The organism is Gramella sp. Hel_I_59 (assembly GCF_006714895.1).
In the GTDB taxonomy this organism is placed as follows: Bacteria; Bacteroidota; Bacteroidia; order Flavobacteriales; family Flavobacteriaceae; genus Christiangramia.
The window spans coordinates 1,668,330-1,694,140 of record NZ_VFME01000001.1; the positions used below are offsets into that span (position 1 = coordinate 1,668,330).

13 protein-coding genes are annotated in these 25,811 nt (G+C 38.6%); 7 read left to right on the plus strand and 6 right to left on the minus strand.

Translation table 11 applies throughout. The features are described 5' to 3' along the window. Window positions 1-126: 126 nt before the first annotated feature. A complete protein-coding gene (locus JM79_RS07590; RefSeq protein ID WP_141877569.1) occupies window positions 127-528 on the minus strand; it encodes a response regulator in 402 nt (133 codons plus the stop codon). Next, window positions 515-3,235 (minus strand): PAS domain S-box protein, encoded by a 2,721-nt coding sequence (locus JM79_RS07595; RefSeq protein WP_141877570.1) that lies wholly within the window; start codon window positions 3,233-3,235, stop codon window positions 515-517. Before JM79_RS07595 ends, JM79_RS07590 begins: the two co-directional genes overlap by 14 nt. Window positions 3,236-3,491: 256 nt before the next feature. On the opposite strand from JM79_RS07595, the gene JM79_RS07600 reads away from it, so the two are divergent. The 6 genes from JM79_RS07600 to JM79_RS07625 all read left to right on the plus strand — a co-directional run bounded on the left by JM79_RS07600 (window position 3,492) and on the right by JM79_RS07625 (window position 8,017). Beyond that, window positions 3,492-4,487, plus strand: coding sequence for an alpha/beta fold hydrolase (locus JM79_RS07600; protein ID WP_141877571.1), 996 nt, complete (start codon window positions 3,492-3,494; stop codon window positions 4,485-4,487). 103 nt (window positions 4,488-4,590) lie between these two features. Beyond that, window positions 4,591-5,145, plus strand: a complete 555-nt coding sequence (gene pyrR / locus JM79_RS07605; RefSeq protein ID WP_141877572.1) for a bifunctional pyr operon transcriptional regulator/uracil phosphoribosyltransferase PyrR — start codon at window positions 4,591-4,593, stop codon at window positions 5,143-5,145. Further along, window positions 5,138-6,070 (plus strand): aspartate carbamoyltransferase catalytic subunit, encoded by a 933-nt coding sequence (locus JM79_RS07610; RefSeq protein ID WP_141877573.1) that lies wholly within the window; start codon window positions 5,138-5,140, stop codon window positions 6,068-6,070. The genes pyrR and JM79_RS07610 overlap by 8 nt, the downstream gene beginning before the upstream one ends. A gap of 8 nt (window positions 6,071-6,078) precedes the next feature. Next, a complete protein-coding gene (locus JM79_RS07615; protein ID WP_141877574.1) occupies window positions 6,079-6,411 on the plus strand; it encodes a ribonuclease Z in 333 nt (110 codons plus the stop codon). A gap of 2 nt (window positions 6,412-6,413) precedes the next feature. Continuing rightward, window positions 6,414-7,337, plus strand: coding sequence for a ribonuclease Z (locus JM79_RS07620; RefSeq protein WP_141877575.1), 924 nt, complete (start codon window positions 6,414-6,416; stop codon window positions 7,335-7,337). A 173-nt stretch (window positions 7,338-7,510) separates the two neighbouring features. Continuing rightward, complete coding sequence (locus tag JM79_RS07625) at window positions 7,511-8,017, plus strand: CAP domain-containing protein (protein ID WP_141877576.1); 507 nt, start codon at window positions 7,511-7,513, stop codon at window positions 8,015-8,017. A gap of 103 nt (window positions 8,018-8,120) precedes the next feature. Here JM79_RS07625 and JM79_RS07630 read toward each other — a convergent pair whose 3' ends face one another. After that, window positions 8,121-9,599, minus strand: coding sequence for a S41 family peptidase (locus JM79_RS07630; RefSeq protein ID WP_260443397.1), 1,479 nt, complete (start codon window positions 9,597-9,599; stop codon window positions 8,121-8,123). A gap of 338 nt (window positions 9,600-9,937) precedes the next feature. Between JM79_RS07630 and JM79_RS07635 the strand changes: the two genes are divergently transcribed. Beyond that, window positions 9,938-12,100 carry a T9SS type A sorting domain-containing protein gene (locus JM79_RS07635; RefSeq protein ID WP_141877578.1) on the plus strand — a complete coding sequence of 721 codons (2,163 nt, stop codon included), beginning with the start codon at window positions 9,938-9,940 and terminating at the stop codon, window positions 12,098-12,100. A 424-nt stretch (window positions 12,101-12,524) separates the two neighbouring features. On the opposite strand, the gene JM79_RS07640 is transcribed toward JM79_RS07635, so the two are convergent. Genes JM79_RS07640 through JM79_RS07650 form a run of 3 tightly spaced genes read right to left on the minus strand, consistent with a single transcriptional unit; the run spans window position 12,525 to window position 25,608 of the window. Further along, window positions 12,525-14,399: an OmpA family protein gene (locus tag JM79_RS07640; RefSeq protein WP_141877579.1), complete on the minus strand. Its 1,875-nt coding sequence runs from the start codon at window positions 14,397-14,399 to the stop codon at window positions 12,525-12,527. A 16-nt stretch (window positions 14,400-14,415) separates the two neighbouring features. Continuing rightward, a complete protein-coding gene (locus tag JM79_RS07645) occupies window positions 14,416-15,312 on the minus strand; it encodes a type IX secretion system membrane protein PorP/SprF (RefSeq protein WP_141877580.1) in 897 nt (298 codons plus the stop codon). A 12-nt stretch (window positions 15,313-15,324) separates the two neighbouring features. Further along, window positions 15,325-25,608 (minus strand): HYR domain-containing protein, encoded by a 10,284-nt coding sequence (locus JM79_RS07650; RefSeq protein ID WP_141877581.1) that lies wholly within the window; start codon window positions 25,606-25,608, stop codon window positions 15,325-15,327. Between the last annotated feature and the right edge of the window lie 203 nt (window positions 25,609-25,811).

The following is a 25,811-nucleotide window of genomic DNA, read 5'->3' on the forward strand; positions in this document are numbered from 1 at the left end:
TCCTTAGTTCGCTAAGGAGGTTTTTCTTTTCTGAAACATTTCTACTGAAATTAATCTAAGCTGAAAAATTTTTCTGAACCATTCTTTTCTGAAAGATTTTATTCCAAAAAAAATTCTAGTAAGGTTTCAGTTCTTCTGAAAGTTATTCATTAATTCCATGAGTTGATCAGCTTTAATAGGTTTGATCAGATAATTATCCACTTCGCCATAACTCTTCGCTCTCTCCACATCCTCCGGATCTACTGAAGAAGTAACTATATAAATTATAACCTTTTTTGAACTTGGAACTTTTATAAATTCCTCCAGAAATTGCCAACCATCCATAATAGGCATATTCAGGTCCAGTAAAATGATGTCTGGAACCGACTGATTAGATCTCATGATAGGACGTAATTTGGTAATTGCTTCATCACCATTCTTAAATACCATTACACTCTGAGCGAAATTTGCCATTTCCATGATCCTTTTCGTTCCATAAATAAAAATAGGATCGTCATCTATAATACAGGCTATATCAACTTTCTTCATAATTTTTTAAATAGATTGAAAATACGGTTCCCTGACCAGGCGTACTTTTTACCTGAACATTACCGTGCAGGGCTTCAATTTGATTTTTTGTAATAAATAATCCAATCCCTCTGGAATCTTCATGTGCATGAAAAGTTTTATACATTCCAAAAAGTTTTCTCCGGTGTTTTTTAAGGTCTATACCAAGACCATTATCTTCAATGTCAATTCTAACAAAACCATTTTCCTCTAAAGTTGCGCTTAATTTTACATAAGAATTTCTTTCAGAAGAGCTGTACTTGACGGCATTGGTTATAAAATTCAGAAAGATACTATCGATGTATGCTGGGACTCCCAAAACATGCAGATCTCTTTCTATATTATTACAAATTTCAACCTTTTGCTTCGCAGCTATCGCTGTAATTGAATTCTGTATGTTTTCAACACTCTTATGAAGATTAACTGCATCTAAGTTTTCTTCTACTGCAGTGTTTATCAGGGTGACTTCATTTAGATGTTCAATGGTTTCAGAAAGATTTTCAGAAGCATTATTTAGATGCCTGAAGATTTCATTTTCTTTCAATTCCGGGTAATCACGCATTGATAGATCTAGGAGCATTCCAATATTGCTGGAATGAGATCTTAGATTATGCGAAACTATATGAGCGAAGTTTTTTAGTCTCGCATTCTGCTCCTGAGTAATATTCATGACGCTGGAAAGTTCTTCCTGCACTAGCTTTAAATTCGTAATATCGATCGCCATAAAAAGGTAACCCATATTCTTATCATTTTCTGATATTGAAGTAATGGCTAATTGAACTGGAAATTCTGTACCATCTTTTCTAACATAGGTCCAGTCCTTGTTTTTCAACTTTTTACTGTTTGAAATCTTTTTCAAAAACTCCGGAAGATCATAGTTTTCATGATCATTGAAGAGGTTTTTGGAGAAGGATTCAAGTTCGTTAGATACATGAATTGAAGTAATGTTCAATTGCTGAGAGACTTCAGTTTGGGTGTATCCAAGCATCCTTTCAGCTCCTTTGTTAAAAGATTCTATGCGCCCTTCAGAATCTGTTGAAATAATACTAACGTGGGTGCTCGCATTAAAGATACCTTCCAGTTTGTTTAAAGTTTGTCTCAGCTTTTCTGCAGCGATCTTTTCTTTAGTTATATCTGTTATTTGAGAAACAAAATGTAGTGGATCGCCCCTGTGATCCCTCACCAGGGAAACGGCGAGTTTGATAAATACGATCGATCCATTATTATGGAAATATCTTTTCTCCATATGATAGAACTCCCGATCTCCGGCAACCAGTTCCTCAAGTAAGTTTAAATCATTATTTAAATCATCTGGATGCGTAATATCCTGGAATGTTAGTTTCCTAAGTTCTTTTTCAGTATAACCTATAATATTGCAAAGACTCTTATTTACACTAAGCCAATTGCCGCTAACGTCCAGAATGGCCATTCCAATAGCAGCATGCTCAAAACTTCCACGAAATGTTTGCTCACTAATGCGTAATTTCTTTTCAGCAGTTAGCCTATGATTAATGTTGTGCATAGCTACTACCGCTCCGTCAAGTTTACCATCCTGATCGAAAAGCTGAACACCATTTACCGAAACTGTAACCTCTTCTCCAGAAACAGGCCTGATCTTCATCAGGTCGTTCGTGATCGCACCAGTATTAAGGGTTTTAATTAACGGTATTTCGCTTTCCTTGAGTTCTTGATCGCCATCTGCGTTGTATAAACCATAGTGTTTGGATAGCTCTTCGACGGGAACCGGCTTAGCTGGTAAACCATGCCAGTTTTTAGTTGCCTGGTTGAATAAAGTAAGATTGCCTTTAGCATCACATGCAACTATACCTACATCAACACTCTCCAGCACTTTCTCCATTAATTCTTGCTTGCGGTGATTTTCCGCCTCACTATTCTTAATTTCAGTAATGTCTGCGGTATGCATGATGATACCTCCAATTCGATTTTCAGAATTATACCAGGGTCTTACCTCCCAGGTGATCCAGTTTTTTGAGCCATCTGCACGAACAAAACATTCTTCATCCATGCTATGTATCGAACCGTGAAGACATTCCTGATGTATTTTCTTCCAGTCCTCTCCAATTTCAGGAAAGATCTCGTAATGTGATTTTCCAACCACATCGATATTTTCAATATGATAGTCCTTTAACCAGCGTTTTGAAACAGCAATATATTTTAGATCATTATCGAACATGGCTATTGCAGAAGGAGCCTGTTCTATAAACAACCTTTTGAGTTCAAACCTTTTTTTCATCTGGCTGATCTCCTCGCTGCTAATTCCACCAGCTATACTATCAGACAATTGCTGAATAACATTCTGCTTCTGTTCTTCCAGAGCAAAGATGAATGCACCGTCAGGCAACTGAATAACTTTATAAGAAAATTTTCTGAAGTGACCTCTGGACGTTTTGAGCCTTATCTGACCGGACTTTCCGGGATCATTTTTAATTTTGAAAAGTAACTCTTTCCAGTTCGAAAACTTCAGATGTTCCTCGGCTTTACTTTTTTTCAAGATGTGAGATGGAGGAGCGAATCCAAGGTGTCGCAATATTTGAATATTGAGCCAGATGTAATCCGGTTCTTCCGGTTTATATATCAAAAATCCATGCAAGCCATACTTTTGAACAAATTCAAAAACATGAGGTTCTTGCATAATTAATGAGATTTCATGTTCTCTCACGTTCTGCATAGGGTCGTAGGTTGGTAATAGATTGGGGAAACTATTACTGCAATTAAGATATTTTCTTCGGTTTAAGCAACAGTAAATTTTAAAAATGCATGGATTTTGGTATTAATTGGTTGATTTATGTTAAACATAAATTAGGTTGTTATTACATTTTGCTGTCTGGAATTTGAAAGAACAATAGTCCTCACTGATCATTTTTAGTATAGAATTAGCTCAGGTAGAAGCGAAGAGGTTAGTCAAATTTCAGTATTATTGAAGTATGAAAAAAAGATACTGGATTGTACTTATTCTTGTGTTTGTTCTGGCGGTTACATACTTTACCGGACCAGTGCCCGAGGAACCGAAATACGATCTACAGCTTCCGATGATAGCTTCCAATCTAACCGAACTTGATAATTACATTAACGATAAAGAATCAAAAAAGCCAACACGCAAGGATAACCAGGCTCGCATAGAATGGTATGGAGAAACACCTGGCAAAACAGAATATAGCATCATTTATCTGCATGGTTTTGCCGGTAGTTACCGGGATGGTTATCCGGTAAATAAAAATATTGCTAAGAAATTAAACGCGAACATTTACTATGCTCGCTGGGCAGGTCACGGTTTGGAGCCTCAGGCAAGTCTGGATAATTTTAATGGAGAGAATGCCTGGGAGTCCGCTAAGGAGGCTTTAGCCATTGGAAAGCAGATTGGTAAAAAGGTGATTATAATGAGTACATCTACGGGAGGTACTCTGGCATTTAAGCTGGCTGCTGAATTCCCAGAAGATGTTCATGCTCTTATAAATATGGGACCAAACCTTGAGGATGATCAACCGGGGACTTTTGTGCTTAATACTCCGTGGGGTTACGAGATTGCTAGCTTAATAAGTTTTGGGGATAACAGAAAAATTGAGCATGAGCAACAAATTGCTACTCAATACTGGGACACAATTTATCCATCCAGGGCTCTTGTAGATCTTCAGGTACTTGTCGAAACCACAATGATTCCAGAAACTTTTAAGAAGGTGAAATGTCCTGTGCTAACATTATATTATCACAAGAACTTTATTCAGGAAGATGAACATGTAGAGGTTGATATCTATGAAAATATTCACAAACTATTGAGCACTCCAGATTCAATGGTTGTTTTGAAACCGCTAGCCACCCCGGAAACTCATTTCGTAGGGAGTGATATTAAATCTAAGGATACAGAAATTGTTGAAAAAGCTATTGAAGAATTTCTAAGAAATAAACTAGATATAAATATATGATGAATAGTTTTCAGCAGTGAAATGATAAAACGATCAGACTATAATTTAGTAAAAGATCAATGCAAAAAAAGCCTTACTTTTGTTTCAATCTACAACCAGTTTTATGAGCCGCAAAGTTCTTTTAGACTCAAATCAACTTGATATCATTCTTCACAGGTTGGCCTGTCAATTAGTAGAAAAGCATACAAATTTCGAAGATACCGTACTTATAGGAATCCAGCCGCGTGGGATATACGTTGCTGAAAGGATTATCAATATTCTGAAAGATGAGTATGGATTGGATCACTTGAAAACTGGTCAGCTTGATATTACTTTTTACCGCGATGACTTCAGAAGAGGAGAGAAACCTCTGGAAGCGAATAAGACCAGAATAGATTTTGTAGTAGAGGATAAGAATGTAATCTTTATTGATGATGTGCTTTATACCGGCCGAAGCATAAGAGCGGCGTTAACTGCTATACAATCCTTCGGAAGACCGCTCGAAATTGAATTACTAAGCTTGATAGACAGGCGGTTCAGCAGACATTTACCAATTCAGCCAGATTACACCGGAAGACAGGTAGATGCGATCAATGACGAGAAAGTAAAAGTAAGCTGGAAGGAACAGGATGGAGAAGATGCGGTTTATTTAATTGCAAAAGACTTGGATCATGAGTAGTGAATTAAGTGTAGATCACTTACTGGGAATTAAATATCTTCAGCAGGAGGATATAGAATTAATATTTAAAACTGCAGATCATTTTAAGGAAGTGATCAACAGACCTATCAAAAAAGTACCTTCGCTAAGAGATATAACCATTGCGAACCTTTTTTTTGAAAATAGTACACGAACCAGGCTTTCTTTTGAACTCGCTGAAAAAAGGCTAAGTGCAGATGTAATTAATTTTTCTGCAGCTTCCTCTTCAGTAAAAAAAGGGGAAACTCTTATTGATACCGTCAATAATATTCTTTCAATGAAAGTGGATATGGTCGTAATGAGACATCCCAATCCCGGAGCAGGAATCTTTCTTTCAAGACACGTAAACGCGAGTATTATTAATGCCGGAGACGGCGCACATGAGCATCCCACCCAGGCCCTGCTTGATTCATATTCTATTAGAGAGAAGCTTGGAGATGTAGGCGGAAAAAAGGTCGTGATCGTGGGAGATATTCTTCACAGTCGGGTAGCCCTTTCCAATATTTTCGCATTAAAGCTTCAGGGTGCGGAAGTCAAAGTGTGTGGACCCAAAACCTTGCTGCCAAAGCATATTGAATCTCTGGGTGTAAAGGTTGAAACCAATCTCAAAAAAGCTTTGGAATGGTGCGATGTAGCAAATATGTTGCGCGTACAGAATGAGCGTATGGATATTAGTTATTTCCCTAGTACAAGAGAATATGTGAAGCAATTCGGGCTGAATAAAAAAATGCTGGATAGTCTCAATAAAGAAATTGTGATCATGCATCCCGGACCAATAAATAGGGGAGTGGAGATCACCAGCGATGTGGCAGATTCTGAACATGCGATCATACTTGATCAGGTGCAAAATGGGGTTGCAGTAAGAATGGCTGTAATTTATTTGCTAGCATCCAAGATCAAACAATAAAAGAAATTATGAAAAGAATCGAAAAAGATAATTACATACTTATTTCTGCTGAAGATGCAGGGCTTACAGACTTTACGAGTGAGTTAACCAAACACCATCACGATTTTAATTCTTCTAATATCGTTGTAGATTTAAGTAAGCATAAGAATTTGGAGAATCAGCAACTGCTGGCTTTTCTAGAAATTTCCAATTTGCATAGAGCAGAAAACAAAAGTTTTGTGATAGTTACTGATGCATTGGGAATTGATGAATTACCGGAAGAATTAGTTGTTGTTCCCACATTACAGGAAGCAGAGGACATGATACAGATGGACGAGATCCAGCGTGATCTTGGATTTTAAAAATGGGTAACAGCCAGTTAAAAATTACGATCCTTGGCTGCTATGCCGCTACTCCCAGAAGTTTTACGAATCCAACTTCACAAGTACTGGAGATTAAAAATCAACTTTTTTTAATTGATTGTGGTGAAGGCACTCAGGTTGCTTTGCGTAAGAATAAAATTAAGTTCTCCAGGATCAAACATATATTTATCTCCCATCTTCACGGTGATCATGTCTTTGGACTGGTAGGACTTGTCTCTACATTTTCATTACTAAACCGGGAATCTGAACTTCATATTCATGGACCCAAGGGTATCAAAAAATTTATTACCGTACAACTTCAATTAAGCGGAGCGTGGACGAAATTTCCACTAATATTCCATGAACTGAGTTCCAGAAAATCTGAGGTTGTTTTAGAAGATGAAGAAGTTACAGTGAGCACTATTCCTTTGAAACATAGAGTTTATACCAATGGATTCTTATTTGAAGAAAAAAAAGGTGATCGGAAGCTGTTTATAGATGAAGCCCAGCAAAGAAACATTCACTACACTCTATTTAAAAGTTTAAAAAAAGGTAAAGATGTAACTTCGGAAGATGGCATCCTGATAAAAAACGATTTGGTCACTGAGGATCCGGCAGCACCTCTATCTTATGCTTTTTGTAGTGATACCATGTATGATCCTGAAATAGTTCCACTGATCCAGGAAGTGTCTGCTCTTTATCATGAATCAACCTTTCTCGAAAGCGAAGTGGCGCTCGCAGCTCCTACAAAACATAGCACAGCAAAACAAGCTGCTGAAATTGCTAAACTTGCCCGAGTAGGAAAACTGATTCTTGGTCATTATTCTACACGATATGGCGATATTAATAAATTTAAAGAGGAAGCGATCACCGTTTTCCCAAATGTAATTTTGGGCGACGACGGACAAGAAATTATCGTTGAATAACACATCACCATTCTTTCTGGCATGTATTTAATCGACACATAGATAGATAATCAGCCGTAATTTCCTACAGTTTATGTTAAAAAATAGCTATAATTAGTTCTATCTTAAGCGATTGATGTTTTTCGTCGATATAATATGTACATTTATCATCCCAAACTAAATGAACCTCTATTATGACGAAATTTTATTCACCCGGGCTAATCTTGATTTTATGTACTCTGTTTCTTACATCTTGTTCTAAAGACAATTCTGAAGATGATGTAACCGGGTATGATCAAACTGTAACCAGTCGTGCTTCTTACGAATATAGTGCACTGGAAGTAGAGATTTTAGAGGATCTCAATATTTACAGAAAAGCTAATGGGTTGAATGAGTTGCAGCCACTTGCTGAAGGTTCCGTTGAATCTGAAGATCATAATTACTATATGATTGATGCAGGTGCGGTTAGCCATGATAACTTTTCAGATAGAGCTTCCTATTTAATGAATGCAGTAGGGGCGAGCAAAGTAGGAGAAAATGTAGGCTATGGATATAGAACTTCTGAAGCAGTTATCAATGCATGGCTAAAGAGTAGAGGTCATAAGGACAACATTGAAGGGAATTATACTCATTTTGGAATTTCTGTTAGACAGGATGCTGAAGGGAAAAATTATTTCACGAACATATTTGTAAAAAAATAGAACAATATATACACCCCCCAAATCTAAAAGGGAACAGGCTAGAGGCTGTTCCCTTTTTTTATTTTCTCACTTAAAACTTTGTGGAAAAAAATCCAATAATGTATTACTGAATTACTGCTGGAATACGATCTATATACATTTTCTGAAAGTCGGTATCATACATTCCGCTTTCACCTAGAAACTCAATCTCCATTCTATTCACTCTTGACTTAGAAATACTGGATCGTCCCAGGATGGTATTAATAGCAACTTCCAGAAGAGGTTCTGAAGGTTCGCCAAGAACTCCAAGATTATTTAGATCCTCGATATACTCTACATCCGGTTGTAGTCCATTGATGTAATCTGAATTACCATCCACATTAATCGATTTGAATACCAATGGCTGCATAGCATAAGTGTGGTTTTCGCTAGCCCCTTCTCTTGTATAGTCATCGCTATCATAAAGCGTAACTGAAGCCTGGAATTTTCCTACCGTACGATCTCCGATCTGGTTTACAGTAATATATGGATCAAGGCCATTAATGATAAGTTCGCTGGCAGATGCACTGGATCTGGATGTTAATACATAAACTTCAGATAAGTTCAAGCTGTTTATCGAGGAACCGCTTCTAACATTTCCATCAAATCTATTCAGTAAAGCATCAGGATTCTGAGCTTCATAATAGGTTTGATATTTATCGTTCCACTGCTCCTTCATAAAGATCTCTCCTTCGAACTGTCCGGTGATCATACTGGCCAGATCAACAGCCGATTCTACCGAACCACCACCATTATATCTTAGATCTACCACTAGGTCTGTAACACCGTTTGCCTGAAATTCTGCGAATGCTGCATTAAGTTCATCATCGAAGCTTGCCGTAAAGCTATTGTACATTAGGTAGCCGATTTTTCTACCATCTATATTCAGCGTTTTAGCAATATATACCGGGTTTTCGGTATATGTATCATCAGTTAGATTCACAACCTGATCTGTGACAATGATCTGGTTGTCCTGGACGTAAGCTATGTTGATGCTAAAACTATCCTGATTTATAAGTTCCATAAAATTTGAAGAGGTCAATTGCTGACCATCAATTTCAGTGAATACAGTACCACGAGTCAAACCCGCTTCATCTGCAGATGTTCCAGGTAATACATATCGTATAAAACCAAATACAAAATCTGAATTAGAGATCTGCCCAATACCATACTGGATACCAGTAGCACCACTCATTCCTTCAAATCTTTCCTCAAGTTCATTATAATCATCAGTTATAAAGCTAAATCTGTCAAAATCGGCAATTAGATCATCAAAGAGAGATTCTGGTGAAGAAGCATCTGCCAGAAATTCCGTTTTTTCCGCAGTGGAGGAGAAATAATTATCTGCAAGTTCCGGCACATCCTCCTTATATAAATAGATCTCGTTTAAACCATTATAGACAAAGCTTTCTACCTCTATAGCCTCATCTACTGGTTCTTCGTTTTCATCGATCACATTTTCAGGAAGATTGGGATTTCTTTCGGTAGGCGTTTCTTCTTTATCGCAGGAAGTAAGAATTCCAAAGCTGAAAAGAAAGATCACTATTTTACTTTTTATAGTCATGTGTTTCATTCTTATGTTGGTACAAGGTGTAAAACTCACTAATTATGCCATTTTCGTTCATTAATATTTACGAGAAATAATAAGATCCGGTTCAATTTTAGAATTCAGATATTAAAAATGACTAATGAGTAGGATGAGATTCTATTTTAAAGAGTAAAAATAGTAGATTAAAGAGGTATCAAAAATTAGCTGGACGAGAAACTCTACAAGATTTAATTCAGCGCAAATAGCTATTAATTAACATATTAAGTCAGAAACATTAGTTAAAGTAAATCTAAGTTATCGTTCTGAACATATGATAAGCTCTATATTACGAAAACCAAAAAAATCAAGGAAATATGAAAAGAATTTTACTATTGAGTTTGATAGCATTTTTCGGATTGACATCTGGAAATATGAATGCTCAAACTGTTAATTTAATTGTCACTTCTACTAGTGACGATACGAACGCAAGAGACGCCAATCCTGGTGATGGAATATGCGAAGACAACAACGGCAGATGTACTCTAAGAGCTGCCGTGGATGAAGCAAATGCAAGTTCAGGTATGGATGTAATCATCGTGATTCCCGGGTTACTTCAGGGTTCGAATTCAGGAAAATTCACCTTAAGTCGTGTGGCTCCAAACGTAGCTTTCAATACTTACGAAGATGATAATGCCTACGGAGATCTTGATATTAACGGAGATTTTAATACGTTAACTCTTCAAGGAACTGGGACTCCGGGTCCTTCAATTTCAGTAAGTCCAAATGACAGAATCCTAGATATAGTTTCCGGTGGAACTGTATATGTAGAAAGAATACAATTTTCCGGTGGTACCGCACGTGCCGGACGAAATGGAAATCCTGATAATTCAGGATCTTATGGAATTGATGGTGAAGATGGAGCAGATGGTGGTGCAATGAGAATTAATGACGGTCAGGTCGTAAAGATGGATCAGGTTACTTTCAATTCGAACTTCACTCAAAGTGGAGGGAACGGTACATCACCGGCAAGCTCAATATCACTTATTGATGGTGGTAATGGAGGTAGCGGTGGAAACGGTGGCGCTATTTATATAGGAACAGGTGCCGATGTAGAAATTAACCGTGGAACTTTTTCTGGAAACGGTACCGGTGATGGTGGAAGTCCAGCATCGGGTCAAAGTAACGGAGATCCGGCCGAAGGTGGTCGTGGCGGAAACGGTGGAAATGGCGGTGCAATATATAGCGCAGGTTCATTACGATTATTAAACTGTACTATTACTGCCAATAATGGTGGTGATCCAACTAGCGGAGCTGCAGGAGTTAACGGTGGAGATCGAGGAGAAGATGGTGAAGGAGGTTCCGGTGGAGCCATTGCCCTTTCAAGATATATCGATGGTGAGCAGGTTGTGGAAGGAACAGCCACTTTGCTAAATAATATTATCGCTGGTAATACAGCCGGAGATGATACTAGTGATGGAACACAACCAGGTACAGATTTTTATGATAATAAAGGTGGTAAACGTTTTACTTCTGAAGGTTATAATCTTGTTGGAACCAAAAACGCATCAGGTGCTTTTAGAACTAAAACAGGTGATGTTATAGGAAAAGGTAAGAAAGGTATCGATCCATTGCTGAATGGTTTGAATCAAAATGATAATGAAGCTGTACCTACAAGAAAACCTAGAGCTAATAGTCCAGCTGTAAATTCAGGGACCAGCACGATGGATAATAATTTTGATGCAAGAGGTTTTCTGAGACCTGCAGATGGTCAGGCAGATAAAGGCGCTCACGAAAGAGAATCTGAGCCATTTGTAACCAAATTTGAAATTTCAGATTTTATTGTTACAGATAATGATGGCGAATTCGTTACGATCACTAATACCAGCAATTATCCAGCACAAATGGATGATCATGTCCTTGTAGCTTTCCCAAGGGATTACGATGAAGGTGGCTCAAGTTGTCTATCTATTAATTTATACGGAGAACTTGCACCGGGAGAGACTTTTACAGTTGCAGATCCGGGAGTGGAATCTAAATTCCATGAGCTACTCTTAGATGCTGTTGGAACCAATTGTGGTTCGAGCGCAACAGATCAATTTGATGATCCTAGAGGTGCTTTAGCATTGTATAAAGGTGGAGCTGCTAGCTTTCAAGGATTTGTTCTGGGGAACTATGAAGTATCTAGAAAAGCCTTGGTCGAATATGTTGGTGACGAACCAACTAGTGATGACGAAGTAACTAGTAATGATGGAGCGACTAGCAGAACTTTAAGAGAAACCTCCGGTGTGGAATTCAAAGCATATCCGAATCCTAGCAGTGACAGAGTAGAAATTAGTTTTTATGCTTCACAGAAGGCAAATTTTAAACTTAGGCTTTTTGACATGAATGGAAGACAGTTGTTTAATAAAAACATTAAGGTTTCCAAAGTAGGCGATCGAATAGAGGAATTGCATTTAAAAGATTATCCCAAAGGGATGTATATCGTTCAGATTGTAACTCCTGAAGGAAAGTTATCCAAATCTGTAGTTCGTAAATAAAATTAAGGATTATATTAAAAAGCTCCATCAGAAATTGATGGAGCTTTTTTTATGTACTTTTATGTAGAATTTTGTAAATGATTAGTAAACACTTTCTGATTCCATTTATAAAGGAAGTCGAATTGGTACATTGCTTTATAAGTTTAATTGCAGTGCCATTCAGCTTATTATAAGCTCCAATCTAGGAAAATTGTACCTGTGAATGATCTTGATTAATCGAGAAGATTAAATGTTGCAGACTCAAGTATTTTGAAGATATAATGATTTGCCATTCAGTGATCAATCGAAATCTATAAAATCGAAAAAGGTTCAGGCTAGAGGCTGAACCTTTTTCTTTTCGAATCGATTTGTTGGGGTCGATTTATTCATCATATCAACTTTTGTCGATACCCCAGCTTCGATTCTGGTAGGGTCTTAAAATATTTTATTCTGATTCTTTCATTTCAACAACACTAAACATGGATCGTCTGTTTAATTGATGATCTTTTTCTGAACATCTATCGCAGTCTATCGCCGGTTTATTCTCACCGTAGCCTTTGTATTCCTGAATTCTATTTTCAGCTATACCATTTGCAACAAGATAGTCGAAGGTTGACTTAGCTCTCCGTTCGGCCAATTTTTCGTTATAAGCATCTGTCCCTCTCCGGTCTGTATGAGAACCAATTGCTATTACAAGTTCTGGATACTCATCCTTCATTAGTGCTACAAGTTTATCCAGCTCTTTTGCGGCATCTGTTCTAATATTCGATTTGTCGAAATCAAAATATATATTATCAATTTCAGCCAGATATTCAACATCCTTAATTGGGTTTAGCTTAATATCATACTTCAGAGTATCAATTTCATCACTATCTCTGGTATCTATAGTTCCATTAAAGGTTTCGTATCTAATCTCTTTGGCTTCCACTGGAAATTCTAAATTTCGGTCAATTTGAGTCTCGTAATAACCATCTTCATTTGTTTCAAGAAAGGCAAGTTCCTCACCGTTTTCATCCATGATCCTGACAGTAGCAGAACTTATTGGATTTCCATTTACAGCATCAGATACTGTTCCTGCCACCACTAAAGGATTTATCTTATTAAAAACGAAAATATTGTCATTATCCCCTTCACGGTTACTTGATATATAACCTTCCTTAGAATCTTCAACCTGGAAATAAGCGAAATCATCAAGACTACTATTAATTGTCTCTCCAAGATTCTCAACAGTTTCACTGTCTTCTTCTAGTCTGAAGATATCGAATAAACCTAAGCCGGCATGACCATTAGAAGAGAAGTATAGCGTACCATCAGTATCCATAAAAGGGAAGGTCTCATCAAACTCTGTATTTACCGGAGCTCCCAGATTTTCTGCAGGCCCGTAAGTGTTGTCTTCATTGATCGCTACTTTATAGATATCTGTTCCACCATTACCATTAGGCATATCAGAAGTGAAGTAGAGTGTTTTGCCATCTCTTGATAGGGAAGGATGACCAATGGAATAATCATTGCTATTAAAAGGTAATTCCTTTACATCCATCCATGAACCATTGGAACTGGTAGCTGAATACAATTTTAAGTGATTCGTTTTATCCTTATCTCTTTTTCCTTCTTTATTTCCGAAGTAATTATTCCTGGTAAAATAAATAGTACTGCCATCTGGAGAAACTACTGCTGGACCGTCGTGAAGTTTGGTATTGATATCACCCTGAACAGGCATAATGTTCCCTGTTTCTGAATCCATCACATAAATATCCAGAAAGGGTTCACCATTCCAGCTATACGTTTTCTCTTTTACATCTACATCCTGAGCTCTGGCGGAAACAAAATAGATCGTTCCATCCATCTCGAATACTCCAAAATCACTGACTTCAGAATTAAAATCTGCTTGCTGAAGTTTATAAGTTGCCATGCTCTTATATTCATCCTTATTCAGCATGGTTTGTATTCCATCAGAATCTCTTCCTGTTTCGAGGTAACGTTTTAAGAAAGTTCTGGACTCGTCATATCGCTTTACTCCGCGAAGAGCCTGTGCATACTTGTAGTAATATTCTGGAGAGATGGTAGTGTCTTCAATAACATCTCCGTAATAATATACTGCATTTTCAGGACTTCTTAGCATCATATATGCATCACCCAAACGAGTTGAATTGTAGGTGACATTATATTCATCTTCAATTAGATCCTTGTAAACTTCAGTAGCTTCAAGATAAGCGAAGTCTTTGTATAGCCTGTCTGCTTTTTTTTGTTTCCCACTTTGAGCCTGCATCCCAAGGGAACAGATAAAGATAGAAAGGAAAAATATGTAGTAGTTTTTCATAATCTATAGACTTTGGTTAGAAGAAACGTGGAGATTTGTATCTGGTATTTTTAAATCTGAATTCGTAGATAAGAATGAATTCATGGGATCCGGAAGTATATGGCTGAATATCTGAAATTGAATATTCATACGCATAGCCTGCTCTGAAGCCTGGAAATAACTGTACATCCAGAAAAGCTCCAATGGCATCATCTATTCTATAATTCGCTCCCAGATAAAACTTCTCATTTAATATAGCCGTTGCAGTCATGTCTACTGAAAGCGGTGCTCCCAGAGTGGCCTTTACCAGAGTAGAAGGGCGTAGTTTCAGGTTATCGCTTACATCAAACACATAACCAGCTGTTAAGTAATAGTGCACTTGTTCCAGTGCTCGAAACTCATCAAGTTCATTGTTATCTTTATTGATCAGTTTTGGAGCAGATAAACCAACATACCAGTTCTGTGCTGAAAGATATGCACCTGCACCAAAGTTTGGAGTCCATCTATTGAAGTCATCTGCAAAAAATGGATCTGTTCCTATGGTAGGATCATCCAGACCATAGTAATACGCTCCAGCCTTAAGACCCAGTCTTAAAGACACATCTGCACTTAAGTCTACTCTATAAGAGAAATCACCATAAACAAAAGTGGTATTTTCATCACCAATCTTATCGTTGATAACCGATAATCCCAAACCGATCTTGTCATTTCGCAACGGCGAGTTGATAGAGAGCGTTTGCGTTACTGGTGCTCCATCTACACCAACCCATTGGTTTCGGTTAAGTGCAGTAATGGAGAACCCATCTCTACTACCTGCATAAGCGGGGTTGATAGAAACCGTGTTATACATATATTGAGTAAACTGAGGGAGCTGCTGCGAAAATCCTGGGGCCGCAACAAATAGCATTAATATAATTAGATAAACTTTTTTCATGGTTTCCCTTTTTTATTTAGTTCCTAAGTAAATATAACCTTGAATTGGTTCGAAGTTACCTTCTCTTATTTCCAGAACATAGAAGTATGTTCCTGATGGCAATTGATTTGAGCTTGTGAATGACGAGTCTGAGTATCCATCCCAGTTATTCTGGTAGTTTTTAGCATCGAATACTTTAGCACCCCATCTATTAAATATCTTAAGATCGTATGTGAAACCACATGCAATGTCTGTATCTATGGTAAAGAAATCGTTGATGTTATCACCATTTGGAGTTACTGCTTTAGAGATGCTATCTCTTACATCTTCAACACTACAGTCTAAAACCACACAGTCATCGTTGATCATTACGGTTACGAATGTACTTTGTGTACAGTTGCCATCGATTTGCAATTCGAAAGTATATGTTCCAAGTTCCAGAGAGCCTGGAGTTACAAATCCGTTATCAAGTGTTCCTGTGTTATCTGTATCTATCCAATTTCCAACATCTTCGTTATCTGCAATTAGATCGAAAAGATTGAAAGCTGAATCATCGATACAAAGATCAACCACTCCATTATCGATTAGTACAATATCTTCAGCAACTGGTTCTGCCAGCACGATCGTAGTAAGATCAGACAATTGACCAAACTCATCCTGAGCAACCACATCATAGGTTCCTGGACTTAAGTTTGTAAATACTCCGTTCGCCTGGTAGGTTTCACCATCTATGCTATAAGTTAATCCATTTTGAACGTCTACCGTGATCGTTCCTGTTGGTTCTGAACAGCTCGGTTGTACCACATCTACTTCAGGAGCAGCCGGTGGAGCAGGAGCAGGTTCTTCTTCAACGGTCACTGTAAAGCTACATTCTGAAGTATTTCCAGAAGCATCAGTCGCTTCAAAAGTGATCGTGGTCACACCTAGAGGAAACTCTTCACCTGAAGCAATTCCACTAGTCATAGTGATGGTCTCTCCAGAACAGTTATCTGTCGTTTGAGCCATACTGTATTCCACAATACTACTTTCTATTCCGAAACCAACTGTTACGGTGATATTCTCAGGACACTCTATTACAGGAGCTTCATTATCTATCACCGCTACAGTGAAAGTAGAAGTTGACGTATTTCCGTTATTATCGGTTGCTGTGTAAGTAACAGTTGTGGTTCCAATCGGAAACTCACTTCCAGATTCCATACCTTCAGTCAAAGTAACTTCCGCTAATTCACAGTTATCTGTAGCAGTAGGAGCTTCATAGGTTACAACAGCGCCACATATTCCGGCATCATTGTTTACAGTGATATTCTCTAAAGCTTCAAGTTCCGGTGCCTGATCATCGGTAACAGTAATATCGAATGAACATTCAGACGTATTTCCTGCAGCATCGGTAACAGTGAATGTTACAGTTGTTGTTCCTACAGGGAAGGTTTCTCCTGAAGCCAGGCCAGCAGTTTGAGATACCGTAAATTCTCCAGAATTATCAGATCCCTGAGGTGTGTTAAATTCAACGACAGCACCACAAATATCCTCATCATTGCTTATTTCAATATCATCCTGGCAAACGATTGTTGGATCTTCGTTGTCTTCTACCGTTACAGTAAAGCTACATTCTGAAGTATTTCCAGCAGCATCGGTAGCTGTAAAGGTTACGGTGGTAGTTCCAATCTCGAATTGAGATCCAGAAACCGGTCCGGCAGTTTGTTCTACAGTCACCTCGCAATTATCAGTTGCAGTAGCATCTTCAAAATTAACTGTTGCATAAGAAACGCCAGTTTCAGTATTAATAGTCATATTCGCTGGACAGCTGATTTCAGGAGCTTCGTTATCATTTACAGTTACCGTAAAGCTTTCTGTAGTTGTATTACCAGCAACATCGGTTACAGTATAAGTTACGGTGGTAGTACCAACAGGGAATTCAGATCCTGAAGTAAGACCTTCGGTAACTTCTACAGATTCCAGTTCACAATTATCAGTTGCTCCAATTATTCCGAAGTCTACAACGGCGCCACATACTCCCGGGTCATTGTTCACTGTGATATCCTCCATTTCTTCTACTACAGGAGCTTCAGAATCTGTTACGATCACATCAAAGCTGCAGAAGCTTGTATTTCCAGAAGCATCGGTAGCAGTAAAGCTTACAGTCGTAGTTCCTACAGGGAAAGTTTCTCCTGAAGCCAGGCCAGCAGTTTGAGACACCGTAAATTCTCCAGAATTATCAGAGCCGTGCGGTGTATTAAATTCAACAACAGCACCACAAATATCCTCGTCATTGCTTATTTCGATGTCATCCTGGCAAACGATCGTTGGATCTTCGTTGTCTTCTACTGTTACAGTAAAGCTACATTCTGAAGTATTTCCAGCAGCATCGGTAGCTGTAAAGGTTACGGTGGTAGTTCCAATCTCGAATTGAGATCCGGAAGCCGGTCCGCCAGTTTGTTCTACAGTTACCTCGCAATTATCGGTTGCAGTTGCATTTTCAAAATCTACTATTGCATAAGAAACGCCAGTTTCAGTATCAATAGTCATATTGGCTGGACAATTGATTTCCGGAACCTCGTTGTCAGTTACAGTTACTGTAAAGCTTTCTGTAGTTGTATTCCCAGCAACATCGGTTACAGTATAAGTTACGGTGGTAGTACCAACAGGGAATTCAGATCCGGAAGTAAGACCTTCGGTCACTTCAACAGATTCCAGTTCACAATTATCAGTTGCTCCAATCATTCCGAAGTCTACAACTGCGCCACATACTCCAGCATCGTTGTTAACTGTAATGTTCTCCATTTCTTCTACTACAGGAGCTTCAGAATCTGTTATGATCACATCAAAGCTACAGAAGCTTGTGTTTCCAGCGGCATCGGTGGCAGTAAAGCTTACCGTCGTAGTTCCTACAGGAAATGTTTCTCCTGAAGCAGGACCGCTAGTTTGCTCTAAGCTTACATCACCAGAATTATCAGATATTTCAGGAAGTGTGAAGTTTATAGCTGCTCCACAAATACCTGGATCATTTTCCTGATTAATTGTTTCAGGACAAACGATTGTTGGATCTTCATTGTCTTCTACCGTTACAGTAAAGCTACATTCTGTAGTATTTCCAGCAGCATCAGTTGCTGTAAAGGTTACGGTGGTAGTTCCAATCTCGAATTGAGATCCGGAAACCGGTCCGCCAGTTTGTTGTACAGTCACCTCGCAATTATCGGTTGCAGTAGCATTGTCAAAATTAACTGTTGCATAAGAAACGCCAGTTTCAGTATCAATAGTCATATTCGCCGGACAGCTGATTTCAGGAGCTTCGTTATCATTTACAGTTACCGTAAAGCTTTCTGTAGTTGTATTACCAGACACATCGGTTACAGTATAAGTTACAGTGGTAGTGCCAACAGGGAATTCAGATCCTGAAGTAAGACCTTCGGTAACTTCAACAGATTCCAGTTCACAATTATCAGTTGCTCCAATCATTCCGAAGTCTACAACGGCGCCACATACTCCAGCATCGTTATTAACTGTAATGTCCTCCATTTCTTCTACTACAGGAGCTTCAGTATCTGTTACGATCACATCAAAGCTACAGAAGCTTGTATTGCCAGCGGCATCGGTAGCAGTAAAGCTAACCGTCGTAGTTCCTACAGGAAATGTTTCCCCTGAAGCAGGACCGCTAGTTTGAAGAATAGTTGCACCTTCAGCATTATCGGTAAATTCCGGAATTGTAAAGTCTACAACAGCTCCACAAACACCAGGATAGTTGTTAAGATCTAGATTTTCTGGACAGGTAATTTCTGGTCCTTCAGTATCATTAACCGTGATTGTTACCGTCGCAGTATCTGTTCCACCATTTCCATCAGAAATACTGTATTCGAAAGTATCTACACCCGTGAAGCTATCTTTAGGAGTATAAGTTATTGTTCCGTTAATATTAATCACAACCTCTCCGTACTCTGGAGTTGTAGTTTCGGTAACCACTAGATCACCACCATCAATATCAGAATCATTGTCCAAAACTGAAATAGTTACAGCAGTATCCTGATCTGTGGTTGCAGAATCATCTACAGCAATTGGATCGTCATTAACCGGATTTACTGTAACTGTTACCGTAGCAGTATCAGTTAAACCATCTTCATCTCTAATCGTGTAGTCGAAAGAATCGGTTCCGTTGAAGTTCTCATTAGGTATATATGTAATAGTACCGTCATTGTTGATTACTACTGTTCCGTTTTCAGGAGTTGTAGTAGACACTACGCTAAGATCATCACCATCTGGATCAGAATCGTTATCGAGTACAGAAACAGTTATTGCATTGTCTTCATCTGTCTCAACAGCATCGTCTACAGCAATCGGAGCATCATTTTCAGCACCTACAGTTACTGTTACCGTTGCAGTATCAGTTCCACCATTACCATCAGAAATAGTGTACTTAAAAGAATCTGTTCCATTGAAGTTTTCATTCGGAGTATATGTTACTACGCCATTCTCATCGATAGTTACGGTTCCATTGGCAGGTTCCTGAGCCTCAGAGATTGTTACTGTAAGCTCATCACCATCAGGATCAGAATCATTATTAAGAACAGTGATCTCAACTGGAGTATCTTCAGAAGTTGAAGCCGAATCATCTACAGCAATAGGAGCATCATTCTCAGCACCAATAGTTACGATTACCGTAGCGGTATCAGTTCCACCGTTACCGTCAGAAATAGTGTAATCGAAAGAATCTGTGCCGTTAAAGTTTTCATTCGGCGTATAAGTTACTGTACCGTCATTGTTGATTACCGCTGAACCGTTTTCAGGCTCTGTAACTTCAATAACTGTTAGTTCATCACCATCAGGATCAGAATCGTTATTAAGAACAGTGATCTCTACTGGAGTATCTTCAGTTGTTGAAGCCGAATCATCTAGAGCAATAGGAGCATCATTCTCAGCACCAATAGTTACGGTTACCGTAGCGGTATCAGTTCCACCGTTACCGTCAGAAATAGTGTAATCGAAAGAATCTGTGCCGTTAAAGTTTTCATTCGGCGTATAAGTTACTGTACCGTCATTGTTGATTACCGCTGAACCGTTTTCAGGCTCTGTAACTTCAGTAACTATTAGTTCATCACCATCAGGATCAGAATCGTTATTAAGAACAGTGATCTCGACTGGAGTATCTTCAGTTGTTGAAGCCGAATCATCTACAGCAATAGGAGCATCATTCTCAGCACCAATAGTTACGGTTACCGTAGCGGTATCAGTTCCACCGTTACCGTCAGAAATAGTGTAATCGAAAGAATCTGTGCCGTTAAAGTTTTCATTCGGCGTATAAGTTACTGTACCGTCATTGTTGATTACCGCTGAACCGTTTTCAGGCTCTGTAACTTCAGTAACTATTAGTTCATCACCATCGGGATCAGAATCGTTATTAAGAACAATGATCTCAACTGGAGTATCTTCAGAAGTTGAAGCCGAATCATCTACAGCAATAGGAGAATCATTCTCAGCACCAATAGTTACGGTTACCGTAGCGGTATCAGTTCCACAATTTCCATTAGTAACTGCATATTCAAAAGTATCAGTTCCATTGAAGTTTTCAATTGGAGAATAAGAAAATGTGTTATCCTGATTTTGGGTTACAGTACCATTTGACGGCTGAGTGAAAGAAACGATGTCTAATTCTCCATCTTCTGGATTAAAGTCATTAGAAAGAACATTAATATCTACTGAATTGTCTTCATCAGTAGAAGCTGAATCATTATTCGCAATTGCTCCGAATGGTTGCTCCTGAATTACTACTGAAGTAGCTGGTGAAATACAACCATCAGCATTTTTAGCAGTTACATTATATGTACCAGCGGCAAGACCTGTAAAAGATCCGCTTGTTTGGTAATCAGTTTCATTGATGCTATAGGTAAATCCTTGAGTAGTCGTTACAGTGATGGATCCAGTTGCAGTTTCACAAGTTGGTTGAACTGTATCGGAAACTACTGGAGCATCCGGAGTATTTGGCTGCTCTTGAATTACTACTGAAGTAGCTGGTGAAATACAACCATCAGCATTTTTAGCAGTTACATTATATGTTCCAGCGGCAAGACCTGTAAAAGATCCGCTTGTTTGGTAATCAGTTTCATTGATGCTATAGGTAAATCCTTGAGTAGTCGTTACAGTGATGGATCCAGTTGCAGTTTCACAAGTTGGTTGAACTGTTTCAGAAACTACTGGAGCATCCGGAGTGTTTGGTTGCTGATTAATAGATACTAAAGTAGCTGGAGAAATACAACCATCAGCATTTTTAGCAGTTATATTATAAGTTCCAGCGGCAAGACCTGTAAAAGATCCGCTTGTTTGGTAATCACCACCAATACTATATTGAAGACCATTTACTGTAGTTACAGTGAAAGAACCAGTTGCAGTTTCACAAGTTGGTTGAACTGTTTCAGAAACTACTGGAGCATCCGGAGTGTTTGGTTGCTGATTAATAGATACTAAAGTAGCTGGAGAAATACAACCATCAGCATTTTTAGCAGTTACATTGTATGTTCCAGCGGCAAGACCTGTAAAAGATCCGCTTGTTTGGTAATCACCACCAATACTATATTGAAGACCATTTACTGTAGTTACAGTGAAAGAACCAGTTGCAGTTTCACAAGTTGGTTGAACTGTATCGGAAACTACTGGAGCATCCGGAGTGTTTGGTTGCTCCTGAATTACTACTGAAATAGCTGGTGAAATACATCCATCAGCATTTTTAGCAGTTACATTGTATGTTCCGGCGGCAAGACCTGTAAAAGATCCGCTTGTTTGGTAATCACCACCAATACTATATTGAAGATCATTTACTGTAGTTACAGTGATGGATCCAGTTGCAGTTTCACAAGTTGGTTGAACTGTATCGGAAACTACTGGAGCATCTGGAGTATTTGGCTGCTGATTAATAGATACTGAAGTAGCTGGTGAAATACATCCATCAGCATTTTTAGCAGTTACATTGTATGTTCCGGCGGCAAGACCTGTAAAAGATCCGCTTGTTTGGTAATCACCACCAATACTATATTGAAGATCATTTACTGTAGTTACAGTGATGGATCCAGTTGCAGTTTCACAAGTTGGTTGAACTGTATCGGAAACTACTGGAGCATCCGGAGTATTTGGCTGCTCTTGAATTACTACTGAAGTAGCTGGTGAAATACATCCATCAGCATTTTTAGCAGTTACATTGTATGTACCAGCGGCAAGACCTGTAAAAGATCCGCTTTCCTGGTAATCGCCACCAATACTATATTGAAGACCATTTACTGTATTAACAGTGAAAGAACCAGTTGCAGTTTCACAAGTTGGTTGAACTGTATCGGAAACTACTGGGGCATCTGGAGTGTTTGGTTGCTGATTAATAGATACTAAAGTAGCTGGAGAGATACATCCATCAGCATTTTTAGCAGTTACATTGTATGTGCCAGCGGCAAGACCTGTAAAAGATCCGCTTGTTTGGTAATCACCACCGATACTATATTGAAGACCATTTACTGTAGTTACAGTAAAAGATCCAGTTGCAATTTCACAAGTTGGTTGAACTGTTTCAGAAACTACTGGAGCATCTGGAGTGTTTGGTTGCTCCTGAATTACTACTGAAGTAGCTGGAGAGATACATCCATCAGCATTTTTAGCAGTTACATTGTATGTACCAGCGGCAAGACCTGTAAAAGATCCGCTTTCCTGGTAATCGCCACCAATACTATATTGAAGACCATTTACTGTATTTACAGTGAAAGAACCAGTTGCAGTTTCACAAGTTGGTTGAACTGTATCGGAAACTACTGGAGCATCCGGAGTGTTTGGTTGCTCCTGAATTACTACTGAAGTAGCTGGTGAGATACATCCATCCGCATTTTTAGCAATTACATTATATGTACCAGCAGCAAGACCTGTAAAAGATCCGCTTGTTTGGTAATCAGTTTCATTGATGCTATAGGTAAATCCTTGAGTAGTCGTTACAGTGATGGATCCAGTTGCAGTTTCACAAGTTGGTTGAACTGTTTCAGAAACTACTGGAGCATCCGGAGTGTTTGGTTGCTGATTAATAGATACTAAAGTAGCTGGAGAAATACAACCATCAGCATTTTTAGCAGTTATATTATAAGTTCCAGCGGCAAGACCTGTAAAAGATCCGCTTGTTTGGTAATCACCACCAATACTATATTGAAGACCATTTACTGTATTTACAGTGAAAGAACCAGTTGCAGTTTCACAAGTTGGTTGAACTGTATCGGAAACTACTGGAGCATCTGGAGTGTTTGGTTGCTGATTAATAGATACTGAAGTAGCTGGTGAAATACAACCGTCAGCATTTTTAGCAGTTACATTATATGTTCCAGCGGCAAGACCTGTAAAAGATCCGCTTTCCTGGTAATCACCACCAATACTATATTGAAGACCATTTACTGTAGTTACAGTGAAAGAACCAGTTGCAGTTTCACAAGTTGGTTGAACTGTTTCAGAAACTACTGGAGCATCCGGAGTATTTGGCTGCTCTTGAATTACTACTGAAGTAGCTGGTGAAATACATCCATCAGCATTTTTAGCAGTTACATTATATGTTCCAGCGGCAAGACCTGTAAAAGATCCGCTTTCCTGGTAATCACCACCAATACTATATTGAAGACCATTTACTGTAGTTACAGTGAAAGAACCAGTTGCAGTTTCACAAGTTGGTTGAACTGTTTCAGAAACTACTGGAGCATCCGGAGTGTTTGGTTGCTGATTAATAGATACTAAAGTAGCTGGAGAGATACATCCATCAGCATTTTTAGCAGTTACATTGTATGTGCCAGCGGCAAGACCTGTAAAAGATCCGCTTGTTTGGTAATCACCACCGATACTATATTGAAGACCATTTACTGTAGTTACAGTAAAAGATCCAGTTGCAATTTCACAAGTTGGTTGAACTGTTTCAGAAACTACTGGAGCATCTGGAGTGTTTGGTTGCTCCTGAATTACTACTGAAGTAGCTGGTGAAATACATCCATCAGCATTTTTAGCAGTTACATTGTATGTACCAGCGGCAAGACCTGTAAAAGATCCGCTTTCCTGGTAATCGCCACCAATACTATATTGAAGACCATTTACTGTATTTACAGTGAAAGAACCAGTTGCAGTTTCACAAGTTGGTTGAACTGTATCGGAAACTACTGGAGCATCCGGAGTGTTTGGTTGCTCCTGAATTACTACTGAAGTAGCTGGTGAGATACATCCATCCGCATTTTTAGCAATTACATTATATGTACCAGCAGCAAGACCTGTAAAAGATCCGCTTGTTTGGTAATCACCACCAACGCTATATTGAAGACCATTAACTGTAGTTACAGTGATGGATCCAGTTGCAATTTCACAAGTTGTTTGAACTGTATCGGAAACTACTGGAGCATCAGGAGAATCTAATATTGTTATTGTAGCCGTACCAGTCTCAACCTCATTACCAGGACAGGTGTTGTTAACGATGACTGCTCTATAACTGGTAGTAACCAAAACATCGGTGGCAGTATAAGTATTAGAGGTATTAGCGATGTCTGTCCAACCTGATCCCTCATTCTTTTGCCATTTAATAACAGCTCCATAATTACCGGATAGAGTTAGAACAGTAGAGTTTTGTGTAGAACAATAAGAAGTTGATCCATCAATGCTTCCATTAGCAGCAATATCAATATCAAAACTTTCATAATTACAAACATTCGCAGTGATACTTTTACCAGCAAAAGATATATAAGAACCAAGATTAATATTGAAACCGTCAGCTAAATCACAAACATCGATTATTGAACCATCCCCAGATAATGGAATCTTAATCTCTATAAATTTATCATCAGCTGGATTATAATCACCTACCGCTGCAATAATTCCACTACCTGTATAAGTTTCTAAACTTGTTCCATTATATTTAAAAACGGAGGCCGTATTACCACTGGCATTGACCTGTAATACGACATCTGCGCCTGGAAAGCTGTAAGACTCGCCTTTAAAAGTTTCTGAAACCAAATCCAGGGTAGGATCGGTATCTATATAATATCTGAAAGTAGCCTGACCAGCATTACCATTGTAGAATCCAAGTAATAGATAAGGTCCTTCACTGTCACTTTTAACTACTGTATAAACCTGTTTTACATTACAGGTTCCAGTAGCGTTAAGGTCAATATCTCTTACCTGACCACCTGCATACTCACTAGGCGTATAATTACCATCAGGTATAAATTGCGCATATGCAGTATCTGCACTGAACAGGAAAATAGCTAAAAAAGCCAGTATTAAGCTCTTAGCAAAAGTTGGACCTGTAATTTTGGTAAAGGTAGTTTTCCAAATCATATCAATAATGTTTAGAATTATCAATTCTATTTTTTCTCGGTCTTAGCGAGTTTGTTCGAATAATTTCAATAGGGTAACTTCCAGAGAAAAACAATCTTTTCTTCTGATTTGGGGAATACATTAAAATTTGAAAGACAGCCTGTAGTTTTGAGGAACTACTTTAGAGAAGTGTGGGGGTGACTCTATTATGGTGCAATTCTGAA